A 21,006-nucleotide genomic window follows, 5' to 3' on the forward strand; every position below is an offset into this window, starting at 1 on the left:
TGAGAAATTAGGATTGAATTGGCTAAAGATTTTTATTTGCAATAGAAATTAAAAATATTAATCGGTTTTAATTGATTTTTAAGTACTTATTAAAACTATTGCGGCCAAATTTTCGTAACTTTAAGAGAGAGGATTTAGAAATCCTAAGTAGGGTTAGAACGAAAATTTAAATGCAGACGATTATGAAAAATATTACTTATCTACTTTTAGTAGTAATCAGCCAAGTTAGTACCGCCCAAAATAAAATGATCGCCACCAGCGGTCAGATTATATTCGAAGCTTCTGTACCTTTTTTTGAACCGATCAAAGCAACCGACAGTAAAGTTATGGTCACTTATGATCCTAAAACGCAAATGTTGGAATGTGTCAGTTACATCAGGAATTTTAATTTTGAATTGCCGCTAATGCAGAGACAATTTAATGAAAACTACATGGAGAGCAATCGGTATCCGAAAGCAGTTTTTAAAGGGAAAATCGAAAATTTTGTTAGTGCAAACGCTGACTTAATTCCAAAAGAATATACCCTCACTGGAAAAATGCAGTTGCATGGAAAATCGAAAATAATTAGTGTTAAAGCAATAATACAAAAAAATGCTAATGGAATTTTACTAACGTCTCATTTTATACTTGATCCAACAGACTTTAAAATAGAAATTCCATCGACAATTGCGGGTAAAATTGCTAAAACAGTTACTACCAATTTGGCAGCAAATTTACAATAAGGAATCTCTCAGCGCTTCTTCGATCGATTTATAACGAAAGATAAAATCAGTGTTTTCGATTTTTTGAGATGAAACGCGCTGTCCTTTCAGCAATAAATCACTCATTTCGCCCAAAGCTAACTTCAAAATAAAAGAAGGCACATTTGGCAACCACATTTTATAGCCGTAGACGGCGCACATTTTTTTAGAGAAATTTGTATTAGTATTAGAATCTCCCACTGCTGCATTGTAAGGGCCGCTCATTGTATTAGTTTTGATCGCATGAACATATATGCGGGACAAATCTTCTAGATGTATCCATGGCATATATTGTTTACCAGAACCCAAAGCTGCACCAAAACCATATTTAAAAACAGGAGTTAGTGGTTTTAAAAAACCACCATCTTTACCTAAAACTAATCCAGTTCTAATTTTTACAGTCCGAACGCCCATTGCGGCAATTGTATCAGCCGCTGCTTCCCATTTTTCACACACTTGACCTAAAAAATCAGTAGCAGGAGGATTTTCTTCGTGGCATATTTGTTCAGAGGTATAAGCGCCGTAAATACCAACGGCAGAAGCAGAAATAAATCCGTCTAAAATTTTATTGTTTTTCTGAAGACTATTATACAGCAATTGCAAAGAGTCTTCGCGACTAGCTACAATTTCTTTTTTTCTTTTTTCGGTCCAACGTGCACCAGCAATACTGGTTCCAGCTAAGTGAATGATGTAATCGGCTCTTAAAATTGCCTCGTTTTCGATCTCTTTCTTCTGTACATCCCAAGTGTAGTAGGTTACTTCTCTCGTGTTTTTTCTTTTACTGCGCGTCAAAATGCTAACCGAGAATCCTTCATCTAAAAGCAAGTTGGTTAAGTGATTGCCTATAAATCCAGTACCGCCTGTTAGTAATATGTTTTTTTTATTTTTCACTGTTGTGTTTTTTAACATTACTTTTTGTTTAACGTTATGTAAATATACTTAAACATTCTGTATCTTTATACTCAAATTCAAAAAAAGTAAATAATGGCAACTCAAAAAGCAAAAATTACCAAAGACGCGATCGTGTCTTTATATATGAATTATGTTTTAGAACATGGAAAAGCACCCAAATCTGTTTATCTTTTTGCGAAGGAAAACAAGTTTGAAGAAAGCGAATTTTACGCGTTTTTCGGAACATTAGAAGGATTAGAAAAAGAAGTTTTTCAATTATTTTTTGTAAACACCATTAATCTATTGCACGCGCATGCAGATTATAACACTTACGGAATGAAAGATAAAATGCTTAGCTTCTACTTTACTTTCTTCGAATTGTTATCTGCAAACAGAAGTTACGTTATGCAAACATTAAAAAGCAATCCAAATCCCCTTAAAAATTTAACGCAGTTGACTTTGCTCCGTGAAAGTTTTAAGAATTACACTAAAGAAATTTTAACCGACGAGTACCGAATTTCTCAAGAAAAGTTGCAAAATTTTCAAGACAAAGCCATTCAAGAAAGTGCCTGGTTACAATTAATGTATACGATAAAATTTTGGATGGACGATTCGTCTGCAGCTTTTGAGAAAACAGACATTTTAATCGAAAAATCTGTGACTACCACATTTGAACTTATGCGCATAGCTCCATTAAATCACTTGCTTGATTTAGGAAAATTTATTTTTAAAGAAAAAATCTATAATAAATAATGAAAAGTATCGATTATATACCAACTTCCAAAATAGAACGCGCAAGCAAATTGGTGCAAACGGGTGCTAAAATTGGAGTGAATTACATCAAATATTACGGAGAGAAAATCGTTAATCCAGAACTTTCACGCGATAAACTCAACGAAAATAATGCCGAAGACATTTACGATGGTTTAAAGAACCTAAAAGGGAGTGCTTTAAAAGTAGCGCAGATGTTAAGCATGGATAAGAACTTCTTGCCACAAGCGTATGTAGAAAAATTTTCACTTTCGCAGTTTTCTGTTCCGCCCTTGTCAGCTCCCTTAGTTTTAAAAACCTTTAAAAATAATTTTGGGAAAACACCTTATGAAATTTTTGATACGTTTAATGCCAATTCTGTGAACGCAGCAAGCATTGGGCAAGTACATTTGGCAGAAAAAGATGGTAAAAAATTAGCCGTAAAAATTCAGTATCCGGGTGTTGCTAATAGTATTTCGTCAGATCTAGCGATGGTAAAACCAATTGCAATTCGAATGTTTAATTTGCAAGGAAAAGATTCTGATAAATACTTTAAGGAAGTTGAAGATAAATTAATTGAAGAGACTAATTATTTATTAGAATTGGAGCAGAGCCAAGAAGTAGTAGATGCTTGCACGCACATTCCTAATTTACTTTTCCCTAATTATTACCCTGAGTATTCTTCGGATAAAATAATTACCATGGATTGGATGACGGGTAAACATCTTTCAGAGTATGTTGTTACCAATCCAAATCAACAACAGCGCGATCAAGTGGGTCAGGCGCTTTGGGATTTTTACATGTATCAAGTTCACATTTTACGAAAAGTACATGCCGACCCACATCCGGGAAATTTTTTAGTAAATGACAAGCACCAGTTAATCGCTTTGGATTTTGGGTGTATGAAAGCTATTCCGAATGACTTTTATGTTCCTTATTTTGAACTGATTAATAAACAAGTCATTGATGATAAAGAACTATTCAATAAAAAGTTATTTGAATTGGAGATTTTACGTGAAGATGACTCGGCTGAAGAAATAGTTTATTTCACTGAGATGTTTTACGATTTGTTGTCACTTTTTACACAACCTTTTCAGGAAGAAGAATTTGATTTTTCGAACGAAGATTTCTTCGAAAATATTGGTAAATTAGGAGAACGTTTTTCAAAAGATACTAATTTGAAAAAAATGAATGGAAATCGGGGTTCTAAGCATTTCATTTATATGAACAGGACATTCTTCGGATTGTATAATTTAATGTTTGATCTAAAAGCTAAAATCAAAGTCAATAATTTCACACAATATAAAAAATAGATGATTCCAGTTTTTACAACCATAGAAACGGATCGAATTATTGAAATGGCGTGGGAAGATCGTACGCCATTTGAAGCCATAAAGTTTCAATTTTCGATCTCTGAGCAAGAAGTGATAAGCTTAATGCGAACCGAATTAAAGGAGTCAAGTTTTATACGTTGGAGAAAAAGAGTACAAGGTCGAGCTGCTAAGCACGAACAAAAAAGAGTTTTTACTTTGGGACGTTTTAAATGCTCTAGACAAAGGGCAATTTCGGGAAATAAAATTAGTAAACGAGTGCAATAAAAAATAGTAGATGAAAAATATAGTAATTGTAGGAGGAAGCAAAGGAATCGGAAAGGCGATTCTAGAAAAACAAGTTCAGGATAATTATGTTCATAATTTAAGTCGTTCTCAACCTGAAATTTCAAATTTTAATTTGAAACATTATTCGGTTAATATTTTGGAAGACGAATTACCAACTATTGAAGAAGTGGATTCGCTTATTTATTGCCCAGGTTCAATTACTTTAAAGCCGATTCTGAATTTGACTTTAGATACCTTTAGAAACGATTACGAAATAAACGTAATTGGAGCTGTTCGTGCGATTCAACATTTTTTGCCAGCACTGAAAAAATCTCCAAATGCAAATATATTACTGTTTAGCACCGTTGCGGTCAAACTCGGAATGCCTTTTCATGCTAGCATTGCTGCCGCTAAAGCAGGAGTTGAAGGGTTAGTTCGTACATTAGGTGCAGAGTTGGCTTCAACTGTGCGAGTAAACGCTATTGCCCCAACTATTACGGAAACTGAATTGTCTTCGTCTATTTTAAGAAACGATAGAATGAAATTGTTAATGAAGGAAAGACATCCGCTGAAGAACTATTTACAACCTGAAGAAGTGGCTGGTTTGGCTGACTATTTAATTTCTGATTCAGCAAAATCGATTTCAGGTCAAGTTTTTCAAATGGATTACGGAATGGTAAGTTTTAAAATATAACATTATGAAAATTCTCTTAACTGGCGCTACGGGTTACATCGGAAAACGTTTGTTACCAATTTTGGTATTGAATGGTCATCACGTGGTTTGCTGTGTGAGAGATAAAAATCGTTTCTTTTGTCCTCCAGAATTGGCTTCGAATGTTGAAGTTATTGAAGTTGATTTTTTAAAAGAGGAAACGTTAAGTGTTATTCCAGAGGACATTGATTTTGCCTATTATTTAATTCACTCTATGGCGGGCTCAGATTCTAATTATGATGAGTTAGAGAAATTATCTGCTGAAAATTTTGTGAAACGATTATCTGACACTACAGTACAGCAAGTACTTTATTTAAGTGGAATTGTTAATGAAGAAAAGCTTTCGAAACATCTGGCATCGCGCAAGCAAGTAGAAGCGGTTTTAAATAAATCTCCTTTTGCAGTGACTACGCTACGTGCAGGAATTATAGTAGGTTCTGGTAGTGCGTCTTTTGAGATTATTCGCGATTTGGTCGAAAAGTTACCAGTAATGATAACGCCCAAATGGTTAAATACCAGATGTCAACCCATTGCTGTTACCGATGTGTTGGAGTTTTTGTATAAAAGTATGGGCGTCGAAGCAACTTTTAATAAAAGTTTTGATATTGGAGGTCCTGATATCCTCACATACAAAGAGATGCTGCTTGGTTTTGCAGCTGCAAAAAAATTAAAAAGATACATTATTACGGTCCCAATAATGACTCCCAAATTATCATCATATTGGCTGTATTTCGTTACGTCAACGTCATACAAATTGGCCTCTGCGTTGGTAAGTAGTATGAAAGTTGAGGTAGTTTGTCGAAACAATGACATCAATAAATTACTGGCTATTCATCCCATTGGGTACAAAGAAGCAATTGCGAAAGCGTTGGTCAAAATTGATGAAAATATGATCGCTTCTAGCTGGAAAGATTCCTTGATTAGTGGCCGTTTCAATACTAGTCTTTCTGGTTTTATAAAAGTGCCTAAAAAGGATTGTTTTATAGACAGAAGAAAGCGCGAAATAATTGATTACGACTATACGATTAATAAAATCTGGTCTATTGGTGGGGAATCGGGCTGGTACTATGGCGATTGGCTGTGGCAACTTAGAGGCTTTATCGACAAACTTTACGGAGGTGTGGGATCGAGACGTGGCCGAACCAATAGAAACGAAATTCACTCCGGAGATGCACTCGATTTCTGGCGCGTGTTATATGCCAACAAAGATGAAGGAAAATTGATTTTATTTGCAGAAATGAAATTACCAGGCGAAGCTTGGTTGGAATTTAAAATAATACGCAATAATTTATACCAATCAGCGACATTTAGACCCAAAGGTTTTTGGGGAAAATTATATTGGTATTCGGTGCTTCCTTTTCACGGATTCATTTTTAAAGGAATGCTCAACAGTTTAATCGATAAAAAGTAAATATTTTAGAATTATAAAATAAATATGCTACTTTAATTCAATTTATTTTTACAATTATACATACAAAATAATAAAATAATCAACTTCTAATTTTAAAACTTATTTCTGTTGAAGTCCAGTTTTATAAGCGGTTAAGGCACGATCTCTTGCCATTGCGTGTTCTACCATAGGTTTTCCATAACCCAAATCAAATTCAGATATCCAAGTGCGGACATATTCTCCTTTAGCATCAAATTTTTTAAGTTGAATTTCAGGATTGAAAACTCTAAAATAAGGTGCAGAATCACAACCTGTTCCCGCTGCCCATTGCCAGTTTCCTACATTCGAAGCGAGTTCAAAATCTAATAGTTTTTCCGCAAAGTAGGCTTCGCCCCATTGCCAACTAATTAGTAAATGTTTACATAAAAAACTTGCTACAACCATTCGTACTCTATTGTGCATGTATCCTGTTTCGTTTAACTGACGCATTCCTGCATCAACCATTGGGTAACCCGTTTTTCCCTCACACCACAGTTTAAATTCTTCAGGATTATTTCTCCATTGAATTCCATCATAAGCCGATTTAAAATTATGATTGACTGAATTGGGAAAATGAAATAATATTTGCATAAAAAACTCTCTCCAAACTAATTCGTTTAAAAAGGTAGCATTTTTGTGGGAAGCCCAGTGTGCAAGTTTTCTAATGCTTACAGTGCCAAAACGTAAGTGTGGAGACAAGTAAGTAGTAGAATCTAAAGAAGGAAAATTTCTAGTTTCTTCATACGTAGCGACTCCCTTTAAATTGTGCTCTCTTACCGAAATCGAGCTTCTTACAAAACCAATAGATTCTAACGTTAGAAAACTAAAATTGCTTTTGTAGAAATTCGAACTGTTGTTTTTTAATTCGTCTAGTGGTTGCTGTTTTAATGTTTCAAACTTTTCTACCCATTTATTTTTGTAAGGGGTATAAATGGTATAAGGCAAACCATCTGCTTTAGTAATTTCGCTTTCTTCGTAAATTACGTGGTCTTTAAAAACACTAACTTTTACTTTATTTGATGAAAGCAAAGCTGAAATTTCTGAATCTCGTTGCAAAGCATACGGTTCATAATCTTTATTAAAATAAACTTCTTCAATATTGTACTCTTCTATTAAGTCAAACCAGACCTGATGTGTTTTTCCTTTGCGGATTATAATAGAACTTTCAAAATCAATTAATTCCAAATTTATTTTCTGGAGACTCTCATATATAAAAGTTACGCGAGCATCATCCTTTGGAAGTTGCTCGAGAATTTCATCATCAAAAATAAATAGTGGAATTACCGGAAAATCAGATTTCAATGCGTTCCACAAAGCAATATTATCATCCAAGCGTAAGTCACGACGAAACCAAAAAAATGTAACAGGAATAGTATTCATTATTTTTTATTAAAAAGCTGTTCTACTTTTTGATGGCGGTATTTAAAGATTGTTTCTAGTTGTTTCTCAATAACAAGGCTGTTCATTATTCGGCCGATAAACCCTAGCGGAACGCCGTAGTGAACCACATCAGTCATCAAAGTTCCTTGTGGAGTTTCTTCAAAATAATGTTTGTGATGCCAAAAAGAATAAGGGCCAAAACGCTGCTCGTCTATAAAAAACTCTTTGTCTCGAACCGTTGTAATTTCGGTAACCCAACTCATTTTTATTCCCAATAGTGGCGAAATTTTGTAGGCAATTATTTGTCCTTGATACATTTTTTTCTGATCAAAATCGGTTACTTGAAAACCCATTGTTGCTGGTGTAATCTTTTGTAAATTACTCGGATCAGAAAAAAAATGCCAACACTCTTCGAGACTGGCATCAACTAATTGCTTGCTTTCTTTTTTATATAGTTTCATTAAACTGCGGTTTTTTGTTGTATTATAATTCTATTACAATTATATTTTATAATATTTAAAAGGAACAAACAGCATTCCGAAGCATTCTCCGTGGTGTTTGCCTAGATGTTTGTGGTGCACTTTGTGTGCTTTTCTAAGTCCGATGAGGTACTTGTTATTGGTATGTTTAAACCATTTAAAGCGCTGGTGAATTAGAACATCGTGAATTAAAAAATAGCAAATTCCGTATAAAGTGATGCCACATGCAATAAAGAACATGTAATTGAAACCGCCTTGAACACCAAAGTAGAACAAGACAATGCTTGGAACGGCAAAAATGACAAAAAACACATCATTGCGCTCAAAAGTGTTCTCGTATTTGGGCTGATGATGATCAGCATGGAAATACCATCCTAAACCGTGCATAATATATTTGTGCGTAAGCCAGGTTACACATTCCATGAAAAGAAAAACGCCAAGAAATATTAGGAAGGAAATCATTTTATATTTATTAAAATTATAATTCAAGTGCTATGACCCGATCTCATTTTTAAAAATAGTGTAGTATTTGTATATTTTAAAGCCTACACTAATTTTAATTTGTAACTAACAAAAGACTGTGCTAAAAGTCCTGCTTTAGTATAATTAGAAACTCGAATTCGTGTGTTGCCAATTTCATGAGAAGGCGTGTTTTCTAGTTTTCTAAGCAGTTTTCGATAGTACACGTACGCTGTATAAACGCCGAATTTTGCTTCGATTGGCAATTTTTTAATGCCTTCTTTCGCAACTCTAAAGTCTTCTTCGATTTCGGCAATAATCATTGTTTTTGCATTATCATCAAATGAATTTAAGTCGACCCCAGGAAAATAATTGCGGTTCAGTACTAGATTGTCATCTTTTAAATCTCTTAAGAAGTTCACTTTTTGAAAAGCAGATCCAAGTCGCATCGCTTCATGTTTCAACTTGTCGTAGCGTTCTTGTTGACCAGCAACGAATACTTTTAAACACATTAAGCCCACCACATCAGCAGATCCATAAATGTAATCGTCGTATTCTGCTTTGGTATTGTAATCGGATTTTATTAAATCCATTTTCATGCTTTTTAAGAACGACTGAATTAATTCGTCACCAATATTAAATTCTCTTACAGTTTGTTGAAAAGAATTTAAAATAGGGTTTAAACTAATTCCGTTTGCAAATGCTTTGTAATATTCTGCTTCAAAATCATCCAACAATGCCTGTTTGTCAAAATCATGAAAAGAGTCTACAATTTCGTCTGCAAAACGAACAAACCCGTAAATACTATAAATCGCTTCGCGAATGCTTGGTGCAAGCATGTAGACTGCTAGCGAAAAAGAAGTACTGTAACTTTGCGTAACTAGCTTGCTGCATTTAAAGGAGGTATCATCAAATAACTGTTTCATCTTTTTGAGTTTTTTTGGATTAGTTGTGCCACTAATTTTCCTGAAATTAGTGCGGGTGGAACTCCTGGACCAGGAACTGTTAATTGACCTGTAAAATAGAGATTCTTAACTTTTTTACTTTTTAATTTAGGACGTAAAAAAGCGGTTTGTAATAAGGTATTGGCCATGCCGTATGCATTTCCTTTGTATGAGTTATACTCTGATACAAAGTCATTCTTGCAAAACGACTTTTTAAATATAATGTTTTTTCGGACATCTTCGCCTGTAACTTGCTCGAAACGTGTAATTATTTTTTCGAAGTATTCTGATCTAAGTGCTTCAGTGTCATTAATTCCAGGAGCTAAAGGAATCAGGAAAAAAGCACTTTCCATTCCTTCTGGTGCAGCAGTTGCATCGGTCTTAGAAGGAAAATTAGCATAAAATAAAGGATTGTCTGGCCATTTCGGACTGTCATAAATATCTGCAGCGTGTTGATCAAAATCAACATCAAAAAACAAAGCATGATGCGATAGTGATTCAATTTTTTTATCAAAACCTACAAAAAATAATAATGAAGAAGGAGCAAATACGCGACTATCCCAGTATTTTTCAGAATACATTCTAAATTCTTTATCTAATAAAGTTTCGGTATGATGGTAATCAGCGCCACTTACAATAATATCAGATTCGATTCGCTTACCGTTAATAACCAAGGCTTTAGCCGAATTATTATCGACCACAATCTTTTCGATATTGGCACTGGTTTGAAAAACAACTCCAAGTGACTGCGCGAGAGTTGTCATAGCTTGCACAACATCATGCATGCCTGTTTTAGGATGCCATGTACCTAAACCAAAATCGGCGTAATTCATAAAACTGTAAAACGAAGGCGTGTCACTTGGTTTGGCTCCAAGAAATAACACGGGAAACTCCAAAATCTGGATAAGTTTAGGATTTTTAAATTCACTTCGAACATCTTTACTTATATTACTAAAAAACTGTCCAACTCTTGCAGCTGTTTTTGGTGTAATAAGTTCAAATATAGATTCACCAGGACGATATACTAAGTCTTTTATAGCGATATCATAGTTGCGTTTGGCTTCTTCCATAAACGAAACAAGTTTACGGCCACTACCTTGCTCTAAATTTTCAAAAACTGCAGCTATTTCGGGTAGATTATCAGCAATATTAATAAAATTATCCACCCCGTAATACACACGATACGCAGGATTAAGTTTAATTAACTCATAATAATCGGATGTCTTTTTATTAAAGTCAGCAAAGAAACGTTCAAAAACGTCTGGCATCCAGTACCAACTTGGTCCCATGTCAAAAGTAAAGCCTTCAATTTTTAATTGTCTGGCTCGACCGCCAATGGTATCGTTTTTTTCATAAACCGTTACGGCGTAGCCATCTTGAGCCAAATAACATGCCGCTGAAAGCGACGAAAAACCAGAACCTATTATAGATATATTTTTTTTCATTTGTTTAACAAATATATAAAAATATTAAACAAAACACTAAATCGCAGCTACTAAATCATCAATAGATTTAAAAGCAGTAATTCGTGAGTTTAAATTTTTGATTTCTAAATGAGCGGTCATTTTACCAATGAGCCAAATTTCGTTTGTATTTCCCAGCAATTCGTCACTCATCTGTTGTACATACTCGTTGACTATGTTAGGATCGGGTTGCACGGTCATGTAAGATATAAAAACAATTGATTCAAAATGCTTTCTTAAATCTTTAAGGTTTTCTATTGGCATACTTTCCCCTAAATAGATACTTTTATATCCTAATAGCAATACCTCGTATTGCAAGTACATCAATCCTAATTCGTGAATCTCGTTTAAAGGCAGCGAAAGAACAAAGACTTTAGACGTATTTCTAGGAGGTAAAACTTGAAGTTTCTCGGTATTGATTAATAATTTTTGCTTAATCAAATAACTTATAAAATGCTCGTGAGCTGGCGTTATAGTATGGGACTGCCATAGTAAACCCAATTCGTTTAATAGCGGAATAAATACCTCGTTAAAGACTTCTTTGAATGTTTTCTCGGCAATTAACCAATTAAATGTGTTGAAAAATAATTCTTGATCAAAATTCATCATCGCCATTTTGAAGGCACTGATGGCATGATTTTTTGCGTTTTTATTCGAAATGATTTCACGCACTAAAATTGGAATATTTTCTGGTGCGTAAGTAGCTATTTTAGAAATTTTATAGCCGTACTCATGCAGTAAAGTGATATTTAGTAATTTTTGAAGACTGGCAATATCATACAAACGAATATTAGTGTCAGTTCGCATAGGTTCTAAGATGTTATATCTTTTTTCCCAAATACGTATAGTATGTGCTTTAATACCAGAGAGATTCTCTAAGTCTTTAATACTGAAAACACTTTTTATATTGTTCATCATTTATGGAAATTTAATAAACAAAAGTATAGTTTTTTTTCAAATAAGAGGCCATAAGTATAATTTTAATCGAGATAGATATTTGTTGTCGTCCTTTTGTAAGTATATTTTCAACAATAATGAAGCGTCAATTGTGCTTTGCGATGCTGGGTAAACTCTTTTAAAATTGCTGTTTCTCTGCCATCTTTATAATCATCAGGTATAGCAGGCTTAGAAATTATAAATATTAATAAATTAATAAATTAATAAAGTAAAAAATTAAATCTTCAAGAGCAAGTTTTTAATTTGCGTTAGAATCTCTTCGATACATAGTTTTGTCGGTTTTTAAGATTAATTTAATATTTAAGCAATTACTTGTTGAACTAGTTCAAGAGTTAGTTTTTAGGAATCGTTTTAATTTTGCCGATGAAGAATAAACAAAAAGAGTAAAGTGAAATAGTTGATTTTCTTTTGAAATAGTGATTTTAGAATTTTGTAAATTAGCTGTATGACTACATACACTTCTTTTCAAGAAAATATTTTAAAATACGTTGACTTATCTGAAGACGAATTGGCACATTTTACTTCTTTTTATTCTCTTCAGAAAATAGAAAAAAACACTATTATTTTAAATCAAGGCGAGGTTTGTGAATTTGAAAGTTACGTAATTGAAGGTTGTTTTAAGATTTTTTATCAAGATGAAAATATTAAGGAGCACATACTGTATTTTGCTATTGAAGATTGGTGGATTTTGGATGTCGGAAGCTTTGTTTCAGGTCAAATGTCAAAACTAAATATTCAAGCTCTAGAAGATTCAGTGGTATTAACAATTAGTAGAGCTGCAAAAGAGCAACTGTACGAAGATATTCCGAAAGTAGAAAAGCTGTTCCGAATAATGAATCAAAAATCGTTAGCATCCATGCAATTGCGAATAATTAGTATGCTTCATAAAAATGCAGATAAGAGATATTTAGATTTTAATGAACGGTATCCGACATTGTCGCAAAGAATAGCACAGCATCAAATTGCCGCGTATTTGGGAATTTCGCACGAGTTTTTGAGTAAAGTGAAAAAAAGAATTTTGCTTAATAAAAAGGAGTTCTAAATTCTTTTAGAATTTTGAACTTAGCATCAAATGAAAATTACAATCAAAAATAATTTGCTCATAATTAAATAAATATAAAAAATGGAAAAAAGAAAATGTGTGTTGATGGCCATAATACTCTTTATATCTTGTAATTTGTCTGCACAGTACGTCGAAAAACTGAGTAGTTTAAATCAAGCTGGTGCATTAAAATTAGCAGAAATGGCGAATGTTGAAGCTAAAAAACTCGATAAAAATGTATCCATTGCAGTGCTTAATTCTTCGGGTGTAGTTTTACTTTTGCTTAAAGCAGATAATGTTGGGCCGCACAATACGGAGGCTTCTAGAAGAAAAGCTTACACATCGCTTTCTACAAAGACCGCGAGTTATATATTGATGAAAAATGCCACTACAACTGAAGACGCAAAGAACTTAAACACGCTACCAGAACTGTTGTTGTTAGGAGGTGGTGTTCCTATTTGGCAAAACGGAGAATTAGTTGGAAGCTTAGGTGTTTCTGGGGGAGGTAGCGGAGAAAATGACCATAATATTGCGTTGAAAACTGTAGAGAATTTAGGATTTAAAACAAATAAATAATAGAACATGAAAACAAAGAATTTTTTTATCGTCTTAATGCTTGCTATAGCAAGTGTTAGTTTTGCACAGGAAGCAAAATACCAATTGTCAAGTCATATTTTAGATATTACTAAAGGAGAACCTGCTCCAAATGTAAAAATTAGTCTTTCTAAACAAGATCTAAAAGGTAAATGGACTCTAATTGATGAGAAAATCACCGATGCAAATGGCCGTATCCCTGATTTCCTAAAAGAAACTAAAGAAGGTAATAATAACGGTATCTATAAACTAACTTATTTTACAGAACCTTATTTTACAAAATTAAATCAAACGTCTTTTTATCCTTTTATAGAAGTTGTATTTGAAATTAAAGATGGTAAGCATTATCATGTTCCAATTACTTTATCTGCTTTTGGATACGCGACGTACAGAGGCAATTAATAAAAAGAGAGTTTAAATTTTGTGTCGCTATATCAAGAATAGAGGTGCATGCATAATGTTCAAAGTGTATATGGTTTTCAAGCTATTTGCGTTTTGAACATTATTTGTATTAAAACTTTAAAAAATTAAAACATGAAGAAGCTCTTCGTACTATTTCTTATAAATTTTTGCACAATGATAAATGCTCAAAACAACGGTATAACAGAACCTGTATTGACAGGTAGTATGGCAGCCCAAATGGCTCAAGCCGCTTTTAATGAAGCCGAAAAACAAGGTCTGTTTGTAACAATTACTATTGTAGATAAGTCAGGACAAACGCTTGCGGTTCTTAGACACCACAATGCTGGCGTGCATACTATTAGAGCAAGCTACAAAAAAGCATTTACCGCTTGCTCTCAAAAAAGGGAAACCGCTGTAATTGCAAAAGGCATCAAAGACGGTTCTATTCCTGAAGACATTCGTTTTTTGGATGAAAATATATTAATAATGGATGGTGGAATTCCAATTTTTATAAATGAGAAAGTTGTCGGCGGCATAGGTGTTGGCGGTGCGCACGGTAGTGAAGATGTTCGTATTGCAAAAGCTGGATTGCAAGCAATGAGTCAGTAATTTTTTTAAGTCGTTGCTTTTTATCAATTTATAGTGCGTTTACATAAATTAAAAAAGACATTTTATACTTGGATTTTTAGCTATAAATTCTCAAAAGATTATAAAACAGAATCTTCTAAATAAAATAAAAATAACCGTAACTTTTACTTTACGCACCTATAAAATATTTTTGAAGTAATTTATCTCACTGTGTTACTAGCCTATATTAAATGCAGTAGAAATATAGTTGAATACTTATAAACCGAAGTTCAGAGTTCGTAATAGAACTTGGTGTAGGTCTGAAGATGCATTTTTCTACTATAAATTAGTACTGTTCGCTTAATTGTTTTTTTAAAGAATTTATAACAATCGTTTTTTTAATTTTTTTGAATGAAGTAGTATTTTTGCAAAATGAATTTATCAAAGTCTAAAGTCCTGTTTATGGCAGTTTGCACGGGATTAATTGTTGCAAACTTATATTATTGTCAGCCTCTTATTATTTTAATAGCAAAAGAATTCGGAATTAAAGAGGCAGATGCAGGTTCAATAACCTATCTAACACAAGCCGGTTATGCTATAGGACTGTTTTTTATGGTTCCGCTTGGTGATAAAATAGAGCGTAAAAAACAAATAGTAGTAACCACTTTTGCTTCGGTCATTGCTTTGATTATAGCGGCCACAGCAAAAAGTTATTTTATTTTAGAGATAGCCTCTCTACTGATCGGAATTACTTCTATAGTTCCTCAATTAATTTTGCCTTTGGCAGCTTCTTTAAGCGAGCCGAGTCAGAGAGGAAAAGTAGTAGGGACAATTATGAGTGGTTTACTGGTTGGTATTTTACTTTCAAGAACTTTAAGCGGTTTTGTAGGCGAACTATGGGGCTGGCGCGCCATGTTTTGGATCGCAGCAGGATTGATTTTATTGCTGCTAATCGTTATTCAAAGAGAATTTCCTTTTAATAAACCAACATTTGAAGGTACGTACGGACAACTAATTCTTTCTTTGTTTACATTGATAAAAGAACAACCCTTGTTAAGAGAGGCTACTGCAATTAATGTTTTTTGTTTTGCGCAATTTGGTGCATTTTGGACCACGATGGTTTTGTTACTGTCCGATGCTCCTTTTAACTTTAATAGCGCAACAATTGGTCTTTTTGGAATCGTAGGTGCTTCAGGTGCTTTAGCGGCACCATTGGTTGGTAAATTAGGGGACAAAGGCGGTTCTCGTATTGCAGTTGGTTATGGATGTGCTTTAATGGTCTTGAGCTTCTTGGTTTTTTACTTTTCAGGAACAAGTGTGATCGGAATCGTAATCGGAATTGTTTTAATCGATATTGGTATCCAAGGCGTTCACATTTCCAATCAAACACGCGTATATTCAATTTTGCCCGAAGCCAGAAATAGAATGAACACTGTTTTTATGTCTTTTAGCTTTTTAGGAACCGCTGCAGGTTCTGCCTTTGGATTGTTTTTATGGCAATATGGCGGTTGGCATGCAGTCACTTTAGGTTGTATGGTTTTATCAGCTCTCGCTTTTGCAGTTTACGGCTATACGTACAAATCAAAAACGAAACGATTGGAAACCACAAACGGATAAGAAATTAATTTGTAAATTTGCATTCAATAAAAAAATATTAAAATAATGGAAAACGGAATATACGCGAAATTCAACACGGCTAAAGGTTCAATTTTAGTAAAACTAACAGACGATTTAACGCCAGGAACAGTAGGTAACTTTGTAGCTTTGGCTGAAGGTAATTTAGAAAATTCGGCAAAACCACAAGGAACTAAATATTACGATGGATTGAGTTTTCACCGTGTAATTTCAGATTTTATGATTCAAGGTGGTTGTCCACAAGGAAGCGGAACTGGTGGGCCTGGTTATAAATTTGATGATGAATTTCACCCAACATTAAAACACGATCGTCCGGGAGTTTTGTCTATGGCAAACGCTGGAGCTGGTACTAATGGTTCTCAATTTTTTATCACTCATGGACCAACTCCGCACTTAAATAACAAGCATACTGTTTTTGGTTATGTGATCGAAGGGCAAGATGTGGTTGATGCTGTAGAGCAAGGAGATCTTATCGAAAGTCTAGAAATAATTAGAGTAGGTGCAGAAGCTGAAAAGTGGAATGCAGTAGAAGCTTTTAGAACTTTTGAAGGCTCACGCGCCAAAAGAGAATCTGCTCAAAAAGAAGCAGCAGAAGCTGAAATGGAAAAATTGGCTGCTGGTTTTGATAAAACAGAAAGCGGATTGCGTTATAAAATGATTCAAAAAGGTGAAGGAAAGCAAGCTGCAAAAGGAAAAACAGTTTCAGTTCATTATGAAGGTTCATTAGAGAATGGAAAAGTTTTTGATTCTTCTTACCCAAGAAAAAAACCAATTGAATTTAAATTAGGGGTTGGACAAGTTATCGAAGGATGGGACGAAGGTATTGCTTTGTTGAAAGTTGGAGATAAAGCTCGTTTTGTTATACCATCTCATCTAGGATACGGTTCAGCTGGTGCAGGAGGAGTAATTCCTGGTGATGCTACTTTGATTTTTGATGTAGAATTAATGGACGTAAAATAATACATTGTTAAACTATCTAAAAAAACCAATCACTTTATTGCTGATTGGTTTTTTTGTTTGTATCGTAATTTTATTTTATTTATTTCCATTGGATGGAACAACCTTCTCTTGGTTTTTGCGGTTCTTTTAAAGTTCTGTTGTAAATTATAGAGTCAATAGCGCCTCGCAAATCATTTCCGCTTAAACTAATGCCATTGTGTGGCCTAGAATCGTCCAATTGTCCGCGATATATTAACTTGTCATTGCTGTCAAATAAGTAAAAATCGGGCGTACACGCAGCGTCGTAAGCCTTGGCTACCTCTTGTGTCGCATCGAATAAATACGGAAAGTCGATTTTATTGTCAAAAGCAAATTCAGTCATTAAAGCAGGACTATCGTGCGGGTTTTTTAGAACGTCATTGCTCGAAATGGCGATTACTCCAATTCCTTGTACGCGATAATCATTCGAAATCATTTCAATTTCTTCGATGGCATGAAGGACAAACGGACAATTATTGCACATAAAAATTACCAAAGTGCCTAAGGAACCTTTTAAATCGGAAAAATAATAATCGTAATTTGAATTGGTGTCTGGGAGTCTAAATTCGGGAGCAATTGTTCCCAGTGGCAACATGTTGGAAAGTGTCATTGACATTCGATTTTTTTTATAAAGTTAAACAAAACTTCTGGCTAACTGACAATTAAGAGAATGGATTTACGTGCGAGTATTAGATTAGATAATTTAAGTAAATTTGAGTTTCAATTCAATTAAAAAAAAGAAACAATGGATTTATCGTGGTCAGAGTTTGAAAGAGTTGAAATGCGCGTAGGAACGATACTAGAAGTTAACGATTTTCCTGAAGCTCGAAAACCGGCGTTTCAAATGAAAATTGATTTTGGTTCTTTAATCGGCATTCGTAAAACTTCAGCACAAATTACAAAAAGATATTCTAAAGGAGAATTGGTAAACCGACAAATCGTTGCAGTTGTTAATTTTCCAACCAAACAAATCGGAAAATTTATTAGTGAATGTTTAATTTTAGGCGCAGTAGGAGTTGAGGGTGATGTGATTTTATTAGCACCAGATTCTAAAATAGAAAATGGATTGCGAATTGGCTAATTGTCCATTTTAGTAATCAATTGCTGCAAGATCTCTTGTCCTTCTTCCCAAAAATGTAAATTAGATTCTGAGTTTATATGTCCTTTGCAGCCCACGTTTACAAAATCGCTTCCCCAGTGTTCTGCAAATTCTTTTTTTCTAGCGATAGATGCGTAAGGATCGTTTTCGCTGGCAACCACAATGCTTGGAAATGGCAATTGATGCATGGGAATTGGTGCAAAATTCCGAATACAGTCGGGCGTATGTTGAGGAGAATCTACATCTGCTGGCGCAACCAATAAAGCTCCGACGATATGTGAATTAGCATTACTTTTGCTCCAATGTAAAACTAACGAAACCGCCAAGCTGTGGGCAACCAAAACTGTTGGCTGATCTAGTTTTGTAATTGATTCATCTAAAGCATATAACCAATCTTTGAGTTGGGGTTCATCCCAATTTTGTTGCTGTACTTTCGACGAATTTGCATATAGCTTTTGCCAATAGGTTTGCCAATGTTGCTCGCCAGAATTACCCAGACCAGATAAAACTAATAGATGTGGTTTCATTAAAAACTATTTTTTATTAACTCCGAAAGTATAAAAAAAAAGTCCAAAACTTGAGTTTTGGACTTTTAAATTTTATTGGAATTAACGATTAAATATCGTCAAATTCTATATCAGTGAATGTTGAAGTTTGCGGAACGAAATCTTCATTTTTCTCTATCAATGTTTCTCTTTTGAAGTCTTTTTGATGTCTTTCAGAAATAACTTCTTCTCCTTTATGATTCAATACGTAAGAGGTCATATCGCCTAAAATCTCTGCAAAAGCACTAAAATCTTCTTTGTACAAGTAAATTTTGTGTTTTTTGAAATGAAAAGATCCGTCTTCTTCAGTAAATTTCTTACTCTCTGTTATTGTAATGTAATAATCGTCAGCTTTTGTAGCTCTAACGTCAAAGAAATACGTTCTTCGTCCAGCGCGAAGCACCTTTGAAAAAATTTCTTCTTTTTCTAATAGGTCATTTTCTCTCATAATCTTTCTATCATTTTTTTTAATAGCAATCAAAAATCTTAAAAAATTATCTATTATCCAACAATTACAGTAATTCTTTTTCTGAAAGTTGCTTAACATACAGGGCCGAATAATAGCCTTCTTGATTTATCAGTTGATTATGAGAACCTTGTTGTATGATTTTTCCATCATCTAGTATGATGATTTTATCCGCATTTTTAGCCGATGATATTCTATGACTTACAATAATGGTGGTTTTGTCTTTGCAAATTTCAAATAAGTTGTTCAAAATTGTTTCTTCTGTCTCTGTATCGACCGCAGACAAGCAGTCATCAAGCAATAAAATCTCAGGATTTTTTATAATTGCTCTAGCAATAGAAACACGCTGTTTCTGACCTCCCGAAAGAGTAATTCCGCGTTCTCCTAAAACCGTATCATATTGTTTGTTAAAAGCAATAATATTATCATGAACTACAGCATTTTTAGCCGCTTGCATTACTTCATCATCTGTAGCATCTTGATTTCCAAATTTGATATTATTTTTAATACTATCTGAAAACAAGAATGCATCTTGAGGCACAATACCAATGCTGTTTCTTAAATCGTTGAGGTTTAAAGTACTTATTTCTTTGGCGTCAATAGTAACTTGACCGGCATTTACATCGTACAATCTAGAGATCAACGATAAGATTGTTGATTTCCCTGAACCTGTTTTACCTAAAATAGCCAGAGTTTCGCCTTTTTTAACGGTAAAACTAACATTACTTAAAGCTTGGATGTTGGTGTCTTCATAGATAAAAGTGACATTTTCAAAAGCGATTGCACCTTCAATAAGAGAAGGCTCATTTGAATTGTTCTGAATTTGTGGTTCAATTTTCAAAAATTCATTCAGACGTTTCTGTGATGCTTCTGCTTCTTGAACCATAGATGAAATCCAACCCAATGAAGCAACGGGCCAAGTTAACATATTCACGTATAAAATAAATTCTGCAATCGTACCAATACTTGTTATCGTACCATTAATGTACATGGCTCCTCCAAAGTAGATGACAATTAAATTACTGATTCCGATAAGTGCAATCATTAATGGCCCAAAAAGCGACTGTACTTTGGCCAAATGCAAGCTTTTACTTTTACTTTCATTGGCAAGACTGATCATATTGTTCTGATGCTGTTCTTCTAATGAATTGGCTTTTATCACTCGAATTCCCGAAAATATTTCTTGCGTAAAACTCGAAACTTTCGATAAATATTGCTGAAAAGTAGTGCTACGAATGTTGATTTCGGTACTAAGTTTAAAAATACAAAACGATAATATCGGTAACGGAATTAAAGTATATAAGGTTAGTCTTGGCGAAACATTAAACATGTATATTAAAACAATAATAAAGCGAATCAGTGTGTTTATGGTATACATTACTGCTGGACCAACGTACATTCGAACTTTAGAAACGTCTTCGCTAATCCGATTCATTAAATCTCCCGTTCTATTCTGTTTGTAAAAGTTTTGAGATAATTTTTCATATTGCTCAAATACTTCATTTTTTAAATCAAATTCGACCAAACGCGACATTACAATTAGAGTTTGACGCATTAAAAATGTCAAAAATCCAGCGATAATGGCGGTTAATATAATAAGTAGAATATTAGATAATAATTCGCTTTTAATCACTTCGACACTTACGCTTCCTTCTTTCGAGAAATCTTCAATCGCTTTAAAGGACTTGCTGATTAATTTTGGAGTAAATAAAAAGAATATTTGTGCGATTATTGTGATAAATATTCCGGCAAAGAAACGGAACTTATATTTTATAAAGTATTTGTCTAAATAGCGTAATTCTTTCATTTTTTTGTGATATTCAATATAGAAATGTTCTTATTTTTTATTGTTTAATTCGTTTTAGTTTAAAGATAA

Annotated in this window: 24 protein-coding genes; 13 read left to right on the plus strand and 11 right to left on the minus strand. The window is 33.9% G+C overall.

Annotated features, from left to right (window positions below; genetic code table 11):
• Positions 1–182: 182 nt before the first annotated feature.
• On the plus strand, positions 183–722 hold the full coding sequence (locus ACRASX_RS09170; RefSeq protein ID WP_432220981.1) for a YceI family protein: 540 nt from the start codon (positions 183–185) through the stop codon (positions 720–722).
• Here ACRASX_RS09170 and ACRASX_RS09175 read toward each other — a convergent pair.
• Complete coding sequence (locus tag ACRASX_RS09175) at positions 714–1,631, minus strand: TIGR01777 family oxidoreductase (RefSeq protein ID WP_432220982.1); 918 nt, start codon at positions 1,629–1,631, stop codon at positions 714–716. The two genes, ACRASX_RS09170 and ACRASX_RS09175, sit on opposite strands and share 9 nt — an antisense overlap.
• 93 nt (positions 1,632–1,724) lie before the next feature.
• Between ACRASX_RS09175 and ACRASX_RS09180 the strand changes: the two genes are divergently transcribed.
• From ACRASX_RS09180 to ACRASX_RS09200, 5 genes are read left to right on the plus strand one after another with little or no spacing between them, the layout of a single operon-like run.
• Positions 1,725–2,384, plus strand: coding sequence for a TetR family transcriptional regulator C-terminal domain-containing protein (locus ACRASX_RS09180; RefSeq protein WP_432220983.1), 660 nt, complete (start codon positions 1,725–1,727; stop codon positions 2,382–2,384).
• The gene (locus ACRASX_RS09185) at positions 2,384–3,694 is read left to right on the plus strand and encodes an ABC1 kinase family protein (protein ID WP_432220984.1); all 1,311 of its coding nucleotides are present in this window, start codon (positions 2,384–2,386) and stop codon (positions 3,692–3,694) included. Before ACRASX_RS09180 ends, ACRASX_RS09185 begins: the two co-directional genes overlap by 1 nt.
• The gene (locus ACRASX_RS09190) at positions 3,695–3,979 is read left to right on the plus strand and encodes a TIGR03643 family protein (protein ID WP_432220985.1); all 285 of its coding nucleotides are present in this window, start codon (positions 3,695–3,697) and stop codon (positions 3,977–3,979) included. It begins immediately after the preceding gene.
• Between the two features lie 10 nt (positions 3,980–3,989).
• Complete coding sequence (locus tag ACRASX_RS09195) at positions 3,990–4,673, plus strand: SDR family NAD(P)-dependent oxidoreductase (RefSeq protein ID WP_432220986.1); 684 nt, start codon at positions 3,990–3,992, stop codon at positions 4,671–4,673.
• Positions 4,674–4,677: 4 nt separating this feature from the next.
• Positions 4,678–6,102 carry an SDR family oxidoreductase gene (locus tag ACRASX_RS09200; protein WP_432220987.1) on the plus strand — a complete coding sequence of 475 codons (1,425 nt, stop codon included), beginning with the start codon at positions 4,678–4,680 and terminating at the stop codon, positions 6,100–6,102.
• A 99-nt stretch (positions 6,103–6,201) separates the two neighbouring features.
• On the opposite strand, the gene ACRASX_RS09205 is transcribed toward ACRASX_RS09200, so the two are convergent.
• From ACRASX_RS09205 to ACRASX_RS09230, 6 genes are all read right to left on the minus strand, one after another.
• Positions 6,202–7,500 carry a cryptochrome/photolyase family protein gene (locus tag ACRASX_RS09205; protein ID WP_432220988.1) on the minus strand — a complete coding sequence of 433 codons (1,299 nt, stop codon included), beginning with the start codon at positions 7,498–7,500 and terminating at the stop codon, positions 6,202–6,204.
• Entirely contained in the window at positions 7,500–7,961 is a 462-nt protein-coding gene (locus ACRASX_RS09210; protein WP_066307426.1) for an SRPBCC family protein, read from the minus strand. The genes ACRASX_RS09205 and ACRASX_RS09210 overlap by 1 nt, the downstream gene beginning before the upstream one ends.
• A 39-nt stretch (positions 7,962–8,000) precedes the next feature.
• Entirely contained in the window at positions 8,001–8,441 is a 441-nt protein-coding gene (locus tag ACRASX_RS09215) for a sterol desaturase family protein (protein ID WP_432220989.1), read from the minus strand.
• An 83-nt stretch (positions 8,442–8,524) separates the two neighbouring features.
• Positions 8,525–9,364, minus strand: coding sequence for a phytoene/squalene synthase family protein (locus ACRASX_RS09220; RefSeq protein ID WP_432220990.1), 840 nt, complete (start codon positions 9,362–9,364; stop codon positions 8,525–8,527).
• Entirely contained in the window at positions 9,361–10,827 is a 1,467-nt protein-coding gene (locus tag ACRASX_RS09225) for a phytoene desaturase family protein (protein ID WP_432220991.1), read from the minus strand. Before ACRASX_RS09225 ends, ACRASX_RS09220 begins: the two co-directional genes overlap by 4 nt.
• A gap of 36 nt (positions 10,828–10,863) precedes the next feature.
• Positions 10,864–11,760: a MerR family transcriptional regulator gene (locus ACRASX_RS09230; RefSeq protein WP_066307419.1), complete on the minus strand. Its 897-nt coding sequence runs from the start codon at positions 11,758–11,760 to the stop codon at positions 10,864–10,866.
• A gap of 487 nt (positions 11,761–12,247) precedes the next feature.
• On the opposite strand from ACRASX_RS09230, the gene ACRASX_RS09235 reads away from it, so the two are divergent.
• From ACRASX_RS09235 to ACRASX_RS09260, 6 genes are all read left to right on the plus strand, one after another.
• A complete protein-coding gene (locus ACRASX_RS09235; RefSeq protein ID WP_432220992.1) occupies positions 12,248–12,844 on the plus strand; it encodes a Crp/Fnr family transcriptional regulator in 597 nt (198 codons plus the stop codon).
• A 105-nt stretch (positions 12,845–12,949) separates the two neighbouring features.
• Positions 12,950–13,420 carry a heme-binding protein gene (locus tag ACRASX_RS09240; RefSeq protein ID WP_231739564.1) on the plus strand — a complete coding sequence of 157 codons (471 nt, stop codon included), beginning with the start codon at positions 12,950–12,952 and terminating at the stop codon, positions 13,418–13,420.
• Positions 13,421–13,426: 6 nt separating this feature from the next.
• Positions 13,427–13,840: a hydroxyisourate hydrolase gene (gene uraH / locus ACRASX_RS09245; RefSeq protein WP_432220993.1), complete on the plus strand. Its 414-nt coding sequence runs from the start codon at positions 13,427–13,429 to the stop codon at positions 13,838–13,840.
• A 174-nt stretch (positions 13,841–14,014) separates the two neighbouring features.
• Positions 14,015–14,449 (plus strand): GlcG/HbpS family heme-binding protein, encoded by a 435-nt coding sequence (locus tag ACRASX_RS09250; protein ID WP_432220994.1) that lies wholly within the window; start codon positions 14,015–14,017, stop codon positions 14,447–14,449.
• Positions 14,450–14,869: 420 nt separating this feature from the next.
• Positions 14,870–16,024, plus strand: a complete 1,155-nt coding sequence (locus tag ACRASX_RS09255) for an MFS transporter (protein ID WP_432220995.1) — start codon at positions 14,870–14,872, stop codon at positions 16,022–16,024.
• Positions 16,025–16,069: 45 nt separating this feature from the next.
• Positions 16,070–17,002, plus strand: a complete 933-nt coding sequence (locus ACRASX_RS09260; RefSeq protein WP_066307407.1) for a peptidylprolyl isomerase — start codon at positions 16,070–16,072, stop codon at positions 17,000–17,002.
• 79 nt (positions 17,003–17,081) lie between these two features.
• Here ACRASX_RS09260 and ACRASX_RS09265 read toward each other — a convergent pair whose 3' ends face one another.
• Positions 17,082–17,636: a thioredoxin family protein gene (locus ACRASX_RS09265; RefSeq protein WP_432220996.1), complete on the minus strand. Its 555-nt coding sequence runs from the start codon at positions 17,634–17,636 to the stop codon at positions 17,082–17,084.
• A gap of 129 nt (positions 17,637–17,765) precedes the next feature.
• Between ACRASX_RS09265 and ACRASX_RS09270 the strand changes: the two genes are divergently transcribed.
• On the plus strand, positions 17,766–18,101 hold the full coding sequence (locus ACRASX_RS09270) for a tRNA-binding protein (RefSeq protein WP_432220997.1): 336 nt from the start codon (positions 17,766–17,768) through the stop codon (positions 18,099–18,101).
• Here ACRASX_RS09270 and ACRASX_RS09275 read toward each other — a convergent pair.
• The 3 genes from ACRASX_RS09275 to ACRASX_RS09285 all read right to left on the minus strand — a co-directional run bounded on the left by ACRASX_RS09275 (position 18,098) and on the right by ACRASX_RS09285 (position 20,937).
• Positions 18,098–18,646 (minus strand): RBBP9/YdeN family alpha/beta hydrolase, encoded by a 549-nt coding sequence (locus ACRASX_RS09275; RefSeq protein ID WP_432220998.1) that lies wholly within the window; start codon positions 18,644–18,646, stop codon positions 18,098–18,100. The genes ACRASX_RS09270 and ACRASX_RS09275 overlap by 4 nt on opposite strands.
• An 88-nt stretch (positions 18,647–18,734) precedes the next feature.
• The gene (locus ACRASX_RS09280) at positions 18,735–19,112 is read right to left on the minus strand and encodes a PUR family DNA/RNA-binding protein (RefSeq protein WP_066307700.1); all 378 of its coding nucleotides are present in this window, start codon (positions 19,110–19,112) and stop codon (positions 18,735–18,737) included.
• 64 nt (positions 19,113–19,176) lie between these two features.
• Entirely contained in the window at positions 19,177–20,937 is a 1,761-nt protein-coding gene (locus ACRASX_RS09285) for an ABC transporter ATP-binding protein (RefSeq protein ID WP_066307399.1), read from the minus strand.
• Between the last annotated feature and the right edge of the window lie 69 nt (positions 20,938–21,006).

This window comes from Flavobacterium sp. TMP13 (assembly GCF_050847115.1).
In the GTDB taxonomy this organism is placed as follows: Bacteria; Bacteroidota; Bacteroidia; order Flavobacteriales; family Flavobacteriaceae; genus Flavobacterium.

What these genes read in the sequence shown, in the direction of transcription:
- ACRASX_RS09170 (WP_432220981.1), top strand. Translation starts at nt 183, where the DNA reads ATGAAAAATATTACTTATCTACTTTTAGTAGTAATCAGCCAAGTTAGT.
- ACRASX_RS09180 (WP_432220983.1), top strand. Translation starts at nt 1,725, where the DNA reads ATGGCAACTCAAAAAGCAAAAATTACCAAAGACGCGATCGTGTCTTTA.
- ACRASX_RS09185 (WP_432220984.1), top strand. Translation starts at nt 2,384, where the DNA reads ATGAAAAGTATCGATTATATACCAACTTCCAAAATAGAACGCGCAAGC.
- ACRASX_RS09190 (WP_432220985.1), top strand. Translation starts at nt 3,695, where the DNA reads ATGATTCCAGTTTTTACAACCATAGAAACGGATCGAATTATTGAAATG.
- ACRASX_RS09195 (WP_432220986.1), top strand. Translation starts at nt 3,990, where the DNA reads ATGAAAAATATAGTAATTGTAGGAGGAAGCAAAGGAATCGGAAAGGCG.
- ACRASX_RS09200 (WP_432220987.1), top strand. Translation starts at nt 4,678, where the DNA reads ATGAAAATTCTCTTAACTGGCGCTACGGGTTACATCGGAAAACGTTTG.
- ACRASX_RS09205 (WP_432220988.1), bottom strand. Translation starts at nt 7,500, where the DNA reads ATGAATACTATTCCTGTTACATTTTTTTGGTTTCGTCGTGACTTACGC.
- ACRASX_RS09210 (WP_066307426.1), bottom strand. Translation starts at nt 7,961, where the DNA reads ATGAAACTATATAAAAAAGAAAGCAAGCAATTAGTTGATGCCAGTCTC.
- ACRASX_RS09215 (WP_432220989.1), bottom strand. Translation starts at nt 8,441, where the DNA reads ATGATTTCCTTCCTAATATTTCTTGGCGTTTTTCTTTTCATGGAATGT.
- ACRASX_RS09220 (WP_432220990.1), bottom strand. Translation starts at nt 9,364, where the DNA reads ATGAAACAGTTATTTGATGATACCTCCTTTAAATGCAGCAAGCTAGTT.
- ACRASX_RS09225 (WP_432220991.1), bottom strand. Translation starts at nt 10,827, where the DNA reads ATGAAAAAAAATATATCTATAATAGGTTCTGGTTTTTCGTCGCTTTCA.
- ACRASX_RS09230 (WP_066307419.1), bottom strand. Translation starts at nt 11,760, where the DNA reads ATGAACAATATAAAAAGTGTTTTCAGTATTAAAGACTTAGAGAATCTC.
- ACRASX_RS09235 (WP_432220992.1), top strand. Translation starts at nt 12,248, where the DNA reads ATGACTACATACACTTCTTTTCAAGAAAATATTTTAAAATACGTTGAC.
- ACRASX_RS09240 (WP_231739564.1), top strand. Translation starts at nt 12,950, where the DNA reads ATGGCCATAATACTCTTTATATCTTGTAATTTGTCTGCACAGTACGTC.
- uraH (WP_432220993.1), top strand. Translation starts at nt 13,427, where the DNA reads ATGAAAACAAAGAATTTTTTTATCGTCTTAATGCTTGCTATAGCAAGT.
- ACRASX_RS09250 (WP_432220994.1), top strand. Translation starts at nt 14,015, where the DNA reads ATGATAAATGCTCAAAACAACGGTATAACAGAACCTGTATTGACAGGT.
- ACRASX_RS09255 (WP_432220995.1), top strand. Translation starts at nt 14,870, where the DNA reads ATGGCAGTTTGCACGGGATTAATTGTTGCAAACTTATATTATTGTCAG.
- ACRASX_RS09260 (WP_066307407.1), top strand. Translation starts at nt 16,070, where the DNA reads ATGGAAAACGGAATATACGCGAAATTCAACACGGCTAAAGGTTCAATT.
- ACRASX_RS09265 (WP_432220996.1), bottom strand. Translation starts at nt 17,636, where the DNA reads ATGTCAATGACACTTTCCAACATGTTGCCACTGGGAACAATTGCTCCC.
- ACRASX_RS09270 (WP_432220997.1), top strand. Translation starts at nt 17,766, where the DNA reads ATGGATTTATCGTGGTCAGAGTTTGAAAGAGTTGAAATGCGCGTAGGA.
- ACRASX_RS09275 (WP_432220998.1), bottom strand. Translation starts at nt 18,646, where the DNA reads ATGAAACCACATCTATTAGTTTTATCTGGTCTGGGTAATTCTGGCGAG.
- ACRASX_RS09280 (WP_066307700.1), bottom strand. Translation starts at nt 19,112, where the DNA reads ATGAGAGAAAATGACCTATTAGAAAAAGAAGAAATTTTTTCAAAGGTG.
- ACRASX_RS09285 (WP_066307399.1), bottom strand. Translation starts at nt 20,937, where the DNA reads ATGAAAGAATTACGCTATTTAGACAAATACTTTATAAAATATAAGTTC.